12 protein-coding genes and 1 pseudogene are annotated in these 13,688 nt (G+C 62.1%); 9 read left to right on the top strand and 4 right to left on the bottom strand.

All coding sequences use genetic code 11. From position 1 onward, the window contains the following. Positions 1-10 precede the first annotated feature (10 nt). From ACQB61_RS00745 to ACQB61_RS00765, 5 genes and pseudogenes are all read left to right on the top strand, one after another. A pseudogene (locus tag ACQB61_RS00745) lies at positions 11-887 on the top strand (ABC transporter ATP-binding protein). A 124-nt stretch (positions 888-1,011) separates the two neighbouring features. Next, positions 1,012-2,172: a phenylacetate--CoA ligase family protein gene (locus tag ACQB61_RS00750; protein ID WP_430511085.1), complete on the top strand. Its 1,161-nt coding sequence runs from the start codon at positions 1,012-1,014 to the stop codon at positions 2,170-2,172. A 129-nt stretch (positions 2,173-2,301) separates the two neighbouring features. After that, positions 2,302-3,381 carry a ferrochelatase gene (gene hemH, locus ACQB61_RS00755; protein WP_430511086.1) on the top strand — a complete coding sequence of 360 codons (1,080 nt, stop codon included), beginning with the start codon at positions 2,302-2,304 and terminating at the stop codon, positions 3,379-3,381. A gap of 130 nt (positions 3,382-3,511) precedes the next feature. Continuing rightward, complete coding sequence (locus ACQB61_RS00760) at positions 3,512-4,513, top strand: SPFH domain-containing protein (protein ID WP_430511087.1); 1,002 nt, start codon at positions 3,512-3,514, stop codon at positions 4,511-4,513. Continuing rightward, entirely contained in the window at positions 4,510-4,965 is a 456-nt protein-coding gene (locus tag ACQB61_RS00765; protein WP_430511088.1) for an NfeD family protein, read from the top strand. Before ACQB61_RS00760 ends, ACQB61_RS00765 begins: the two co-directional genes overlap by 4 nt. Before the next feature lie 36 nt (positions 4,966-5,001). On the opposite strand, the gene ACQB61_RS00770 is transcribed toward ACQB61_RS00765, so the two are convergent. The 3 genes from ACQB61_RS00770 to ACQB61_RS00780 all read right to left on the bottom strand — a co-directional run bounded on the left by ACQB61_RS00770 (position 5,002) and on the right by ACQB61_RS00780 (position 7,788). Then, complete coding sequence (locus ACQB61_RS00770; protein WP_430511089.1) at positions 5,002-5,853, bottom strand: flagellar motor protein MotB; 852 nt, start codon at positions 5,851-5,853, stop codon at positions 5,002-5,004. A gap of 27 nt (positions 5,854-5,880) precedes the next feature. Next, positions 5,881-6,648 (bottom strand): motility protein A, encoded by a 768-nt coding sequence (locus tag ACQB61_RS00775; RefSeq protein ID WP_430511090.1) that lies wholly within the window; start codon positions 6,646-6,648, stop codon positions 5,881-5,883. Between the two features lie 123 nt (positions 6,649-6,771). Next, positions 6,772-7,788: a KpsF/GutQ family sugar-phosphate isomerase gene (locus tag ACQB61_RS00780; RefSeq protein ID WP_430511091.1), complete on the bottom strand. Its 1,017-nt coding sequence runs from the start codon at positions 7,786-7,788 to the stop codon at positions 6,772-6,774. A 238-nt stretch (positions 7,789-8,026) separates the two neighbouring features. Between ACQB61_RS00780 and ACQB61_RS00785 the strand changes: the two genes are divergently transcribed. The 3 genes from ACQB61_RS00785 (at position 8,027) to ACQB61_RS00795 (ending at position 12,132) form a co-directional block, all read left to right on the top strand. Continuing rightward, positions 8,027-9,541 carry an outer membrane beta-barrel protein gene (locus tag ACQB61_RS00785; RefSeq protein WP_430511092.1) on the top strand — a complete coding sequence of 505 codons (1,515 nt, stop codon included), beginning with the start codon at positions 8,027-8,029 and terminating at the stop codon, positions 9,539-9,541. Between the two features lie 70 nt (positions 9,542-9,611). Beyond that, on the top strand, positions 9,612-10,874 hold the full coding sequence (locus ACQB61_RS00790) for a lytic murein transglycosylase (protein ID WP_430511093.1): 1,263 nt from the start codon (positions 9,612-9,614) through the stop codon (positions 10,872-10,874). Positions 10,875-10,971: 97 nt separating this feature from the next. Then, a complete protein-coding gene (locus ACQB61_RS00795; protein ID WP_430511094.1) occupies positions 10,972-12,132 on the top strand; it encodes an SGNH/GDSL hydrolase family protein in 1,161 nt (386 codons plus the stop codon). Between the two features lie 127 nt (positions 12,133-12,259). On the opposite strand, the gene ACQB61_RS00800 is transcribed toward ACQB61_RS00795, so the two are convergent. Continuing rightward, positions 12,260-13,072 (bottom strand): SDR family NAD(P)-dependent oxidoreductase, encoded by an 813-nt coding sequence (locus tag ACQB61_RS00800; protein WP_430511095.1) that lies wholly within the window; start codon positions 13,070-13,072, stop codon positions 12,260-12,262. Between the two features lie 107 nt (positions 13,073-13,179). On the opposite strand from ACQB61_RS00800, the gene ACQB61_RS00805 reads away from it, so the two are divergent. Next, positions 13,180-13,545 (top strand): winged helix-turn-helix transcriptional regulator, encoded by a 366-nt coding sequence (locus tag ACQB61_RS00805; RefSeq protein ID WP_430511096.1) that lies wholly within the window; start codon positions 13,180-13,182, stop codon positions 13,543-13,545. Positions 13,546-13,688 lie beyond the last annotated feature (143 nt).

Below are 13,688 nucleotides of genomic sequence, written 5' to 3' on the forward strand. Positions count from 1 at the left end.
TGCCGCGGGCATGAACCGCCCGCGGCAGGGAAACGCCGGAAAGAGGAACAGACCCGTGCTTCAAGCTTCCAGCCCGGCTGCGGCCAGCAGCCCCATCCTGTCGGTGAACAACATCGAAGTGATCTACGATCACGTCATCCTGGTGCTGAAGGGCGTGTCCCTGACCGTGCCCGAGGGCGGCATTGTCGCCCTTCTGGGAGCCAATGGCGCGGGCAAGACCACGACACTGAAAGCCATTTCCAACCTGCTGCGGGCCGAGCGCGGTGATGTGACCAAGGGCAACATCACCTTCAAGGGTGATCAGGTGCAGGACCTTTCCCCAATGATCTGGTGCGGCGCGGCTGCATTCAGGTCATGGAAGGCCGCCATTGCTTTGGCCATCTGACCATCGAGGAAAACCTGCTCACCGGCGCCTATACCCGGCGCGACGGGGCAGGGGCGATCAAGGCCGATCTGGAGATGGTCTATAACTACTTCCCCGCCTGCGGGAGCGGCGGCGCAGCCAGGCGGGCTACACCTCCGGCGGCGAACAGCAGATGTGCGCTATTGGCCGGGCCCTGATGAGCCGGCCGCGCATGATCCTGCTGGACGAGCCCTCCATGGGGCTGGCGCCGCAGCTGGTTGAGGAAATCTTCGAGATCGTGAAGCAGCTCAACGAGGAGCAGGGGGTGTCCTTCCTCCTCGCCGAGCAAAACACCAACATCGCGCTCCGTTACGCCACCTACGGCTACATCGTGGAATCGGGCCGCATCGTGCTCGATGGTGAGGCCAAGGCGCTGCGCGAGAATGAGGACGTCAAGGAATTCTACCTTGGTGTCGGCGGTGAGGGCCGCAAGTCCTTCCGCGATGTGAAGCACTACAAGCGCCGCAAGCGGTGGCTGGCGTAAGCAGCCCAGATATTTCAAGGCGAGGCAAGCGAGGACAGGCTATGACGGCGGAACATCGTGAAGCGCGCGAACGGCGGTCGCCGGATCAGCGCGAGGCGGAGCTTTTGCCCGGCTTCCGGAAATCTTGCGCCATGCGCGCGAGGAGGCGCCCGGCTGGGCGCGGCACCTGAAAGACGTGGACCCGGCCGCCGTCACCTCCCGGCAGGCGCTGGCATCCGTGCCGGTTCTGCGCAAGTCGGATCTGCTGCAACATCAGAAGGTGGCGCCACCCTTTGGCGGGTTTCTGGCCGGTTCCCTCAAGGGCGTGCAGCGTGTCTTCATGTCGCCGGGGCCGATCTGGGAACCGCAACCCGAAGGGCAGGACCCCTGGAACGGGGCAATTGCCCTTCAGGCGGCTGGATTTGAGGCGGGGGATGTGGTGATCAACACCTTCTCCTACCACCTGACGCCGGGTGGCTACCTTCTGGATCACGCCGCCCGCGCTCTTGGGTGCACTGTGTTCCCGGGTGGTATCGGCAACACGGAAATGCTGCTGGAAGCCATTGAGACGCTGAAGCCCTCCGGTTATGTGGGGACACCGGACTTCCTTAAGGTTCTGCTCGACAAAGGGGCGGAGATGGGGCGGGACATGTCCAGCCTCAAGCGGGCGCTGGTTTCCGGCGGGGCGCTGTTTCCCTCGCTGCGGGCGGATTATGCGGCGCGCGGCATTTCCGTTTTGCAGTGCTATGCCACGGCGGAGCTGGGCATCATCGCCTATGAAAGCACCGCTGGCAGCGGCATGATCGTCAACGAGGATTACATCGTCGAGATTGTCCGGCCCGGCACGGGTACGCCGGTGGCGGATGGCGAGGTTGGAGAGCTGGTTGTCACCAACTTCAACCGGACCTATCCGATGATCCGCTTCGGCACCGGGGATCTTTCCGCGGTGCTGCCGGGGCAGTCGCCTTGCGGGCGCACGGGGCAGCGGATTGCCGGCTGGATGGGCCGGGCGGATCAGCGCACAAAGATCAAGGGCATGTTCGTCGATCCGGTGCAGATCGCGGATGTACTGGCCCGCCATCCGGAAATACGCAAGGCGCGGCTCGTCGTCACGCGTGCCAGCGAGCAGGATGTGATGACCCTGCAGGTCGAGGCGGCGACAGCGGACACGGCTTCTGCCATTGCCGAAACCCTGCGGGAGGTGACAAAGCTGAAGGGGGCGATCGAATGCCTGCCGGAAGGCAGCCTGCCGAATGATGGCAAGGTCATTTCCGATGAACGCGACTATGGGGGACAGGCGGCCTGAGCCGCCTCTCTTCTTTCTTTTGGCGGTACTGATCCGGGATCTGAGTTCTGACGTACTGGACAAGGCTGGCTGGTGTCTTATGTTCCGGCCAAATATGTGTGTGCACGCCTGCCCGTTTCCGGAGTTGTCATGACCGTCCAGTTTTCCCCCGAAGCCCTGGCTGAAGCCGGCCAATCCATGCGCAGCATCAAGCTGCCGGAGGCTCATCCGCCGGTGAAGGCGGGCAAGATTGGTGTGCTGCTGGTGAACCTGGGTACCCCCGATGCCACCAGCTACTGGCCGATGCGCCGCTATCTGCGCGAGTTCCTGTCAGACAAGCGCGTCATCGAATGGCCGAAGGCCCTATGGTACCCGATCCTTTACGGCATCGTCCTGATCACCCGGCCGAAGAAGTCCGGCAAGGCCTATGACGAGATCTGGAACAAGGAGCTGGACGAGTCGCCGCTGCGTACCATCACCCGCAACCAGTCGGACAAGCTGGCAGAGATGATGGGTGATCACGGCGGACGGTTGAAGATCGACTGGGCCATGCGCTATGGCCAGCCTTCTATTCGCTCGCGCCTTGAGGCGCTGAAGGCCGATGGGTGCGACCGCATTCTGGTGTTCCCGCTCTATCCGCAATATTCGGCCTCGACCACGGCGACGGTGAATGACGAGGTCTGCCGCGCTCTGCTGGAGATGCGCTGGCAGCCGGCCATCCGCACCGTGCCGCCCTATCACGATGACCCGGCCTACATCGAGGCGCTGAGCCAGTCGGTGGAGCGCCATCTTGCGGGACTGGATTTCGAGCCGGATGTGATCCTGACTTCCTATCACGGTATTCCGCAGTCCTACTTCAAGAAGGGCGATCCCTATCACTGCCACTGCATGAAGACGACGCGGTTGATGCGCGAGCGGCTGGGCATGAGCAAGGAGAAGCTGCGCGTCACCTTCCAGTCCCGATTCGGCCCGGAAGAATGGCTGCAGCCTTACACTGACAAGACTGTCGAGGCGCTGGCGAAGGACGGCGTGAAGAACATTGCGGTGATGAACCCCGGCTTCGTCGCCGACTGCCTTGAAACGCTGGAGGAAATTGCCGGAGAAGCCGGAGAGATCTTCCACGAGAACGGCGGTGGCGAATTCACCCACATTCCCTGTCTCAATGACAGCGATCTGGGTCTTGCCGTGCTGGAACAGGTGGTTCGCCGCGAGCTTTCCGGCTGGCTCTGAACCTTCCGGCCTTCCAGGATACTGCTCCTGATCCGGGCGGCGGTGCTGCCCGGCTCTTTCCGGGTGGCATCGCAGGCTGATCCGTCGCATACTCTGCCCGTTTTGAAGGCAGATAAGACGGGAGCCTCGCATGCCCTTGGCCGATTACGGTTTCAACATTGTTCTAGTTGCACTCTTTTTCTTCGTCATCCTGCTGATTTTTGCGGGCGTGAAGACTGTTCCGCAGGGCTATAATCTCACTGTCGAACGCTTTGGCCGCTACCGGCGCACCCTTTCGCCGGGCCTCAACCTGATTGTTCCGGTCATCGACAAGATCGGCCGCCGCCTCAACATGATGGAGCAGGTGCTCGACGTTCCCTCCCAGGAAGTCATCACCCGCGATAATGCCACCGTGACGGCGGACGGCATCACCTTCTATCAGGTGCTGGATGCCGCCCGTGCCGCCTATGAGGTGGCGGGGCTGGAGAACGCCATTCTCAACCTCACGATGACCAACATCCGCTCGGTCATGGGCTCGATGGATCTGGATGAGCTGCTGTCCAACCGTGACGAGATCAACACCCGCCTTCTGCGTGTTGTGGATGCCGCAACCGAGTCCTGGGGTGTGAAGATTACCCGTATCGAGATCAAGGACATCAACCCGCCGCGCGATCTGGTGGATTCCATGGCCCGGCAGATGAAGGCCGAGCGTGACAAGCGCGCCTCGATTCTGGAAGCCGAAGGCAAGCGGCAGGCTGAAATCCTCAAGGCCGAGGGCGAGAAGCAGGCGCTGATCCTGCAGGCCGAAGGCCGCCGCGAATCCGCGTTCCGCGACGCTGAGGCACGTGAGCGTGAGGCCGAGGCCGAGGCAACGGCGACCCGCCTCGTCAGTGAGGCGATCTCGGCTGGTGATGTGCAGGCCATCAACTACTTCGTGGCGACGAAGTATGTGGAGGCCTTCAAGGAGCTGGCGACCTCGCGCAACCAGAAGACCCTGATCCTGCCGATGGAATCGACTTCGCTTCTGGGCGCGCTGACCGGCATCGGCGAGATTGCCCGCGAAGCTTTTGGCAACAAGGATGGCGAGGGCCGTTCCAGCGCAGGTTCCGGCCTGCCATCGGTGCCCCGTACCGGGCAGAGCGAGGGCGCATGAGCCTATTAGAGCAGATTTCTCAGGGATTTGGTGCCTGGGGCTGGTGGTTTGCCGGCATCCTGCTCTTTGGGGTGGAGGTGCTCGTTCCGGGCACCTTCTTCCTCTGGTTCGGCGTCGCGGCCATTCTGGTTGGCGTGGTCAATCTGGTTGAACCGCTCGCCTGGCAGACAAACATCATCCTCTTTGCCGTTCTGTCGGTCGTCAGCGTCATTGCCGGACGGTGGTTCATGCGGCGGCGGGAAAGTGCCTTTGGCGATCCCGGTCTCAACCGGCGGGGCAGCCGCTACGCTGGCCACATCTATGTTCTGAAAGACCCGATTGTCTCCGGAACAGGCTGGCTTTCCGTTGACGATACGGTCTGGCAGATCACCGGGCCGGATCTGCCCGCCGGAGCCCGCGTGTTAGTCGAAGGCGTGGAAGGCGTGCGCCTGCGGGTCAGGCAAGCGGACTGAGCCAGACTCACATCCAGCAGGATCAAGCAAGGCCGTTCACGGATTACCTGGCGGGATTGGCGGGGCTTCGCGCATCAGCAAGACACTGATGCGCCGGTTCGCAGCCAGGAACGGGTCGTTCGGGAAGAGAGGTTCCGTATCGGCCTTGCCCACCACCGAGAAGATCTGGTCTGACGGCACCCCATATTCATTGAGGATCTGCCGGGCGATGTTCGCCCGGTCGGTCGACAGTTCCCACGTGGTGTAGTTGGGGTCCGTGGCGGCGCTGCCGGTTGTCGTGTGGCCCGTGACTTCGATCCGGTTCGGCATGTCGGCCAGAACAGGGGCAATCTTTGCCAGAATCCGGCGTGTCGTTTCGTAAGGGTACTTTGAGCCTTCCCGGAACATCGACCGCCCATCCTGATCCACGATCATGATGTTGAGGCCCTCTTCGGTTTCCTCGAAGATGATGTGCTGGGAGATTTCGGTGATTTCCGGCATTTCCTGCAATGCCTGGCGCAGGGTCGCCGCTGCCGTTGCGAACTGGCGGGAACGCTCGATCTCTGCCTCCACCGTGTCATGGGTGTTGGCTTCCGGTCCCTGTTTTGTATTTTTCTCGTGACGCTCGCTGGCAAAGTCCGAATCCAGTTCCTGCGGAACCTGTGAGACCTGCTTCATGTAGTCGCGGATCGGAATGCCTTCCATTTCGATCACGCCAAGACGCCGCGAGTTCTCCTTGACGCCGAAGGCATCCTTCATCGAACCGGCAACGATCTGGAGCTTCTGCTTGTCCTGAACCGAGAAGGAGATGATCAGCACGAAGAAGCAGACGAGCAGGGACATCAGGTCGGCGAATGTCACCAGCCACTCCGGTGCGCCACCTCCGCCTGCAGGCTTCTTGCGTGCCATGACCTGTGCTCCCTTCCGGCCTCTGCCTTATGCCGCGTCGATCAGCCCGGCACGGGCGCTTTCCGGCAGATAGGCGATCAGCATCTCGCGGATCAACGCCGGGCTCTTGGATTCGCGGATCTGCAGAATGCCGTCGATGATGAGGGTTTGGTTGACCTCTTCCACGTCGAACTTGGCGTCGAGCTTGTCCACCATCGGTAGACAGAAGCAGTTGGAGATTAGCGCCCCATACAGCGTGGTCAGAAGGGCGATAGCCATGGACGGGCCGATTGCAGAGGGATCGTCCATGTTGGCCAGCATCTGCACCAGACCAACGAGCGTGCCGATCATGCCAAAGGCCGGAGCACTGTCGCCAAGCGCCTTGAACACGCGCTTGCCTTCCGAAAGGCGCGACAATGTGAGATCCCGCTCGCGCATCATCGATTCGCGGATGAACTCGATCTCATAGCCATCGGCGATGTACTGTACGCCCTTTGCAAGCGTCGGGTCCGAAACGGCGGCGTTTTCCAGCCCAAGCGGCCCGGACTTACGCACGATTTCGGCAAGGCCGCTGATTTCCTCAATGAGGTCGCGCGGCTTGATGTTCTTGGCGCCAAAGCCGACCTTTGCGCCAACCGCAAAGGCACTGACGATGCCGCCAAGCGAAAAGCGGATGAGGGTTGCGGCCAGGCCGCCGCCGACCACGATGAGAACGGACGGAATATCGATGAACTGACCGAAGCTGCCGCCCATCAGGATTGCGACCATGACGATCGCAAAAGAGCCGACAATTCCGATAATTGAACCCAGATCCATTCCTAGCACCGTTTCCAAAGGCCGGAGAGGCCGAACACTCTGGAGACGGAGCTTAGAGAAACTAGGCTAATCAATCCCTAATCGGGCGGCGAATTGAGGTTTCGGCGTTAAGCAACCCTTGCGTCAGGCAGCACCGATGCGCAACAGATCGTGCATGTGGATGATGCCGGCGGGCTTGCCATCTTCAACCACGAAGATCGAGGTGATCGCCGCCGTGTTGAGGAACTCCAGCACGGCACCCGACAGCATATCGCCGGGAACGGACTTTGGCCGCCGGGTCATGATTTCATCGACAGTCTTGTCGAGGAAGTTGCTGCTCATGTGGCGGCGCAGGTCACCGTCGGTGACGATGCCGGTGAGTTTGCCGGCCTGATCGGTGACACCAGCAACGCCAAAGCCCTTCTGTGTCATCAGTACGATGGCATCACGCATCCGCGTGCCTTCCATCGTGAGCGGCATGGCATCGCCCTTGTGCATGATGTCGCGGGCCAGCCGCAGGCTCGCTCCCAGTTTTCCGCCCGGATGGAAGACGCGGAAATCCTGGGCCGTAAAGCCGCGCGCTTCCAGAAGAGCCACGGTCAGCGCATCGCCGATGGCCAGTTGCAGCAGCGTTGAAGACGTTGGCGCAAGGCCGTGCGGGCAGGCCTCTGTCACCTGCGGCAGGGCAAGGACGATATCGGCAGCCTTGCCGAGCGCGCTGGTGGCTGATGAGGTGATGGCGATCAGCGGCACCTTGAAGCGGCGGGTATAGGCGATGATGCTGGCCAGTTCCGGTGTTTCGCCGGACCAGGACAGGGCAACCACTGCATCATTCTGCGTGATCATGCCAAGGTCGCCGTGGCTGGCCTCGCTGGCATGGACGAAGAACGCGGGCGTGCCGGTGGAGGCCATGGAGGCGGCAATCTTGGTGCCGATGTGACCGCTCTTGCCGATACCAGAAATGATGACGCGGCCGGCAATGCCATGCAGCAGGGCTACCGCGCGGGTGAAGGGCAGGGCCAAGCTGTCCTGAAGCGCATCGCGCAGGGAGGTGAGAGCCGCCAGCTCCGTGCCGAGTGTGCGGTCCGCCGAGGCCAGAGTCTCGCGGTCCTCACTGGAAAGTGATGAGGGGTCGGTGTCGGTAAGGCTGGCGCTGTGCATGGCTTTGTCCTTTTGCGCTGCGGGCCTGAGCCCATTTGCGGGGCTGGCTCTGTGCGGACTGGCGTCTGTCTAAGCCAGCTGTGACGGAGGTGCAAGCATCCGGACGGTTGATGGCTGCCCGGAGGCGTCGGAGGTAACGCTCTGGCAACGTCAATTTACGAAACGGAAACCCGCGGTTAACCATGTGCCCCTCATTTTGAGCGGAATTGTACCAATTGGGTCCCGGTCCGGCTTTTTGATGATGCGCCAGTTCCTCTCCTGTCTGCTCGTGAGCGCATTTGGCGCCTTGCCTGCGGCTGCGCAGGTGGCTGGCAGCCCGTCCACGGCAGCAACCGGACTGCGCACCTCTACCTTTGATGGCGGGAGTCCGGCGGCGAACAGCTCCGGCGGGCAGGCTGTGCCGCCGGCGGACGGCGCAGCGCCTTCCGCAACAGGCTCCCTGCCTCCGGTCAATCCCACGCAGGCGCAGGTCTATTCTCTTACAGATGGCACCGCAGACGCCGGTTCCGCCGGGCTTGTCGGCACCGGCCGCCAGAGCCAGACACGGCCCTTCTCCGACCGCGTCAACGCCGTGCGACGGGTCAGCGCCAATGGCGGGCAGGGCGGTGCCCTGGGCAACGATGTGTTTGACGGCGAAACCACCTATGATGCGCCTTTGGGGCTGCGGGTTGGTACCTTTACGATCGTGCCGCAAGTGACGGTTTCCGGAGGCTGGTCGGACAATGCGGCAGGCTCTTCCAGCGGACGCTCCAATTCGCTCTATTCCGTTGCACCTGATCTTCAGATCCGCTCGGACTGGTCCCGGCATCAGCTGGATTTCTCGTTGCGCGGCTCCTATGCGGCCTATCCAGGCAGCACTGTGCAGAGCCAGCCCAGCATCGACACCAGAGCAGCACTGCGGCTGGATGCGGGGGACAGCACACAGATCAACAGCTCACTCGGCCATTCCTATTCGCGTGAAGACACGTCCACGGCGGAGAACCCGAATGGAGAGGGCGACGTCAATGTGGTGAACGCCTCGCTGGGCGTGACCCGCGAGGCGGGCATTGTGGCGGCCACCTTGCGTGGTGATGTGGCCCGGACCATGTATTCGGAAGGCCAGGGTCGCAATGACCGCAGCGGGCGGGACAATACACTCTATTCCGCGACGCTGCGGCTGGATGCCCGCACTGGCGCAATGCTGCAGCCCTTTGCCGAGGTGACGGGTCTGCGCCGCTCCTTCGATGAGGATTGCGCTGCCCCGTGCATCCGCCGTGATGCCAGCGGTTATGCCCTGCGCAGTGGTGTCACCATTGCAGCCGGGCCAAAGCTTGCGGGCGAACTGGCAGCCGGGTGGCGGGTAGAACGGCTCGACAGCCGCCAGCTTCAGGATCTGGCAGGCCTGACCATCGACGGTTCGCTCGTCTGGTCACCAACCCGCCTGACGACTGTTACGGCGGGCCTGACCACGACACTCAGCCCGTCGGATCTCGCCGGCTCAGCCGGGTCGGTCCTTTACAGCGCGGACCTGCGCGTCTCCCATGCCTTGTCCGAGAGGCTGGTGGCGCAGGCGGGCGCGGGTTACGCGCGGCGCCATTATCAGGGTGTGGGCATTGAAGAGGCAACCACCAGCGCGCTGGCCGGGGCAACCTATGCCCTGACACGCAACGTCGCCTTGACGGGGACATATACCTATCGGACCTTTGACAGCTCAATCGCCGGTGCGGATTACGATGAAAACCGCATCCAGGCGGGTGTCCGGATACGCCGGTGAGCCGATGAGGCCAGATGACCAGCTTGCCAACATGGGGTGCGGGGGCATTCCGGGCATTAAGGAGGCCTGAATGACGAACAACGGTTTGACCGGACAGACGGTGTCCCGGCCAATGGGCCGGATCGCCAGAAAGGCTCGCGGCCTTGCCGCTGCCATGCTGCTCGCTGCTGGAGGGATGATGCCGGCTGGTTCTGCGCTCGCGGATGCGGGCTTTCAGTCGTGGGTCCGCAATTTCTGGCCGCAGGCACAGGCGGCAGGGATCAGCAGCCAGACCTACAACGCCGTCTTCACCGGCATGACCCCAGATCCGGACACGGTTCGGCTGATGTCGAAACAGTCCGAATTCGTGAAGCCGGTGTGGGACTATCTGGAAAGCGCCGTTTCCGATGCGCGTATAGAGAACGGCCAGAAGATGCTGCGCGAGCACGCGGCTGTCCTGCGCGAGATCGAGGCCCGCTACGGCGTGCAGAAGGAAGTGGTTCTGGCCGTCTGGGGCATGGAAACCAACTACGGCAACTTCATGGGTGGCCATGATGTGATCCGGGCTCTGGCGACACTGGCCTATGAGGCGCCGCGCCGGCGGGACTTCTGGCAGGGCGAACTGGTGTCGGCGCTGGGTATCATTCAGGCTGGCCATGTGCGCCACAAGGACATGATCGGTTCCTGGGCCGGTGCCATGGGCCACACCCAGTTTATGCCCTCAAGCTGGAAACGCTATGCCGCCGATTTCAATGGCGATGGCCGCCGCGACATCTGGACGTCCATTCCCGATGCGCTGGCTTCCACCGCCAACTATCTGAAGGAACATGGCTGGCAGACCGGCAAGACATGGGGCTACGAGGTCAGCCTGCCGCGTGGATTTGACTATTCGCTGGCAGATGACACCACATCCAAGACGCTGGCCGAATGGTCGCGGCTTGGGGTGAGCCGGCCCAACGGCCGCGGCTTCCCGCGTGCCGATGACACTGCCGTGCTCGTGCTGCCAGCCGGGGCGGCAGGCCCGAGCTTCCTGATGCTGAAGAATTTCTCCGTCATCAAACGCTATAACAATGCAACTGCCTACGCCCTGGCCGTTGGCCATCTGGCCGACCGGATCCGTGGCGGTGATGCTTTTGCCGGAGGCTGGGCGCGGGAACATCTGCCGCTGAACAAGGACCAGACCATGCAGCTTCAGGCGGCCCTCAACCGCAAGGGCTTCCATGCGGGCGAACCTGACGGTCTGGCAGGGCCGACCACCCGTAAGGCCATCCGTGCCTTCCAAAAGTCGCGTGGTCTGATCCCGGACGGTTATGCCTCGGTGATGCTGCTGTCCAGGATCAGCAACGGCAGCTGACACTTCCGGAGCGGCATCAGATTGCCTATAGTCTGATCCAGTTCAGATGAGAGGTTTCCGGGTGCCGCTTCTATCGTTCAGGATGCGCTGGCTTGCCATGCTCCTTGCTGCGCTGGTTTTCCTGCCAGCGCTGCAGGGGGCGGTACTTGCGCAGGGGCGCCCCATTCCGCCTCCCCCATCGGAGGAGGGTTTCAACCCGCTGCGTCCGCTGATGCGTCTGTTCGGCGTGTCCCGGCCAGAGGTGCGGGTGCAGGAAGCCAAGCCTGTGGTGCGCAAGAAGGCGCCCGCCGCCCCCAGTGGCCCGCCGAAGGTCACTGAACTGCCTAAGGAGCCGGACGCAGGCGTGGTTCTCGTGCTCGGTGGGCCAACGGCTGCGTCGCTCGCGGAAGGGTTAAGCTTCATCTTCGCGCAAAAGCCGATGATCCGCGTTGAACTTCTCGCAGAGGTGCCTGCAGCTTCGCAGGCCGCGTCTTCTGAGGGCGGTGCCGGGGCGGCACAAGCGCCCGTCCGCGCCGATGGCCTGATGGGAGAACCGGACCCCGCATGGACGGAACGGGCGGTCTCACGCATCCGTGGCGGCGGGGTCAAGGCGGTTGTCGCCGTGTTCGGTTATGCCGACATCAAGGATTTGCCGCAGCCGGATGGTGGTCTGGTGCCCTTTGGAAGCGATGCCTTCAAGGCAGAGTACCGCAAGAAGCTGCGGGCACTGGCGCTGGCCATGCGGCAGGAGCGCAAGCCGCTTGTGCTTGTCGGTCTCCCGCCAACGGAAGCAGCGCGGCTTGATCCGGGCTTTACCTTGATCAACGATCTGCTTCAGAGCGAAGCCGCCATGACCCGGTCAACCTATGTGGACATCTGGAAGGTGTTTCTGGATGACAATGAGGCCTACACTGCCTTTGGGCCGGATGTAGATGGCCAGCGCCGGCGGCTGCGCGCCAATGACGGGATCGGGTTCACCTGGTCCGGTGCCCGCAAGGTGGCCTTTTTCGTGGAGCGTGAACTTGCCCGCGTGCTTGGCGGCTATGGTGGACTTGCCTTTGAAGGCGTTGCGGATGATCCGAACTTCATCGTCCTGACCGGCCGCGCCCTTTCAGCGGAAGACCATCTGGCGGGCGATGCCAGCGAACCGCAGATCCTGCCCCCGTGGAAACCGAAGCCGCAGCCCGCCTTGCCCGCAAGTTCTTTGCAACAGGCGACACTGGCCCCTCCATCCCTGGCCGCGTGGATTTCACGGGCGCCGTGGCGAATTGACGGGTGAGGGCATTCCGGGTTCTGGCGCTCAAAAGGTCATTTCTGTCCTGGTGTCAGTTGCGGCAGCCTTTGAACAAGGTCACCGGTTGCCGCAACCCGCTGGAGCCTGGGGTCACCAGCTGCGCCGGCAGCCGCTATCTGGCCAGCTTGTAGCGTTCGGCAGGCTTGCCATCAAACATCGCCTGCAACAGCCTGCCGGACAGAGCAACGTAGTCCGATAGCAGAGACGTGTCGTGCAGCGATGGTGCGGTGATGGTTTCTCCTTTTTCGAGACCTGAGAGCGCCGCATCGACACAATCCTCCGTGGTCATAACGATTGCCTCCGGCAGAGGCTCAAGGTCTGCGCCTCCGGCGACTTCCCAGCCTTCGGAAATGACCGCACCGGGCAGTACCAGTTGAACCCTTACCGAAGTGCCTTCGGCTTCGTGCTGCAGGCTCTGGGTGAAGAGGAACACATAGGCCTTGGTGGAGCCATAAACAGGAATGCCGGGATAGGGGCTGAAACCGGCGCCGGACCCAATATTGACAATTGTTCCAGCATTGCGGCCCCTGAACGCCGAGAGCGCGGCTTTCGACAGGGCGGTCAGGGCCGTAATGTTCAGGGCGATCATGCTCTCGATTGTGGCATCAGGTGTCTGTGTGAGAGGCTTCAGAGCAGAGAAGCCAGCATTGTTGATGATAAGTGAAATGGAAGGATCCTCCGACAGGAGCTGCGTTACCGCGGAGACGCCGCCAGCGGTGGTGAGATCGGCGGCCAGCGCCCTGGCGGAAACCGGGAACTGCTGCTGCAATTCCGCGGCAATGTGCTGCAAGCGGTCCAGCCGCCGGGCAACCAGCACGAGGTCATATCCGCGCGCCGCAAGACACTCAGCATAGACTTTGCCAATCCCGGAGGAAGCTCCGGTCACGATGGCTGTTCCAGGCTTCTTGAGGTTTGAATGTGTCAAGGCGATCTTCCTTATGAGGATGACGAATTGCCTGTACACAGGTATATATCATGTACTAAGTGTCAATTACGCACTTAATGTATCCTAGGTATCGTCAAGGAAACCGGATGTCCTATACAGAAGAGCGTGTTCTCGAAACACTTCCTGGCGTCAGGCCGGTGCTCGAACAAATAGCCCATAAGTGGTCTATTCTGATCCTGACCTTTCTTTGCGAGGAGCCGAAGCGCTTCAACGCTCTCAAGCGCCGCCTCGATGGGATTACCCAGAAGGCGCTGACTGAGGCGCTGCGCAAGCTGGAAAGAAACGGGCTGGTGGAGCGGACGGTGAAAGCAACCTCGCCGGTTGCCGTCGAATATTCGATCACGCCGCTGGGCCGGACGCTGCAGGATCCCTTTCTGGCTCTTTACGATTGGGCTGTAGCGCATCAAAGCGATCTTGCCGCTGCACAGGAGCGGTTTGACACGAAGCCGTAGACAGCTTGCAACGGGGCTGGGCGCGCCAGACCGGATGGTGGCAGCCTCGGCCGGAGAGCGGGCATGAGAGATCACCCAAAACGCCAGTTCTTGAGGAGCCCAGCGCATTGAGGGTTGGCCAAATCCTTGGGGCGCTGGAGCCA

It is taken from the genome of Pannonibacter phragmitetus, from assembly GCF_050510895.1.
GTDB lineage: Bacteria > Pseudomonadota > Alphaproteobacteria > Rhizobiales > Stappiaceae > Pannonibacter > Pannonibacter phragmitetus_B.

Excerpts from the sequence above, each read along its gene's own strand:
- hemH (WP_430511086.1), top strand. The coding sequence starts at position 2,302 with ATGACCGTCCAGTTTTCCCCCGAAGCCCTGGCTGAAGCCGGCCAATCC.
- ACQB61_RS00760 (WP_430511087.1), top strand. The coding sequence starts at position 3,512 with ATGCCCTTGGCCGATTACGGTTTCAACATTGTTCTAGTTGCACTCTTT.
- ACQB61_RS00765 (WP_430511088.1), top strand. The coding sequence starts at position 4,510 with ATGAGCCTATTAGAGCAGATTTCTCAGGGATTTGGTGCCTGGGGCTGG.
- ACQB61_RS00770 (WP_430511089.1), bottom strand. The coding sequence starts at position 5,853 with ATGGCACGCAAGAAGCCTGCAGGCGGAGGTGGCGCACCGGAGTGGCTG.
- ACQB61_RS00775 (WP_430511090.1), bottom strand. The coding sequence starts at position 6,648 with ATGGATCTGGGTTCAATTATCGGAATTGTCGGCTCTTTTGCGATCGTC.
- ACQB61_RS00780 (WP_430511091.1), bottom strand. The coding sequence starts at position 7,788 with ATGCACAGCGCCAGCCTTACCGACACCGACCCCTCATCACTTTCCAGT.
- ACQB61_RS00785 (WP_430511092.1), top strand. The coding sequence starts at position 8,027 with ATGATGCGCCAGTTCCTCTCCTGTCTGCTCGTGAGCGCATTTGGCGCC.
- ACQB61_RS00790 (WP_430511093.1), top strand. The coding sequence starts at position 9,612 with ATGACGAACAACGGTTTGACCGGACAGACGGTGTCCCGGCCAATGGGC.
- ACQB61_RS00795 (WP_430511094.1), top strand. The coding sequence starts at position 10,972 with ATGCTCCTTGCTGCGCTGGTTTTCCTGCCAGCGCTGCAGGGGGCGGTA.
- ACQB61_RS00805 (WP_430511096.1), top strand. The coding sequence starts at position 13,180 with ATGTCCTATACAGAAGAGCGTGTTCTCGAAACACTTCCTGGCGTCAGG.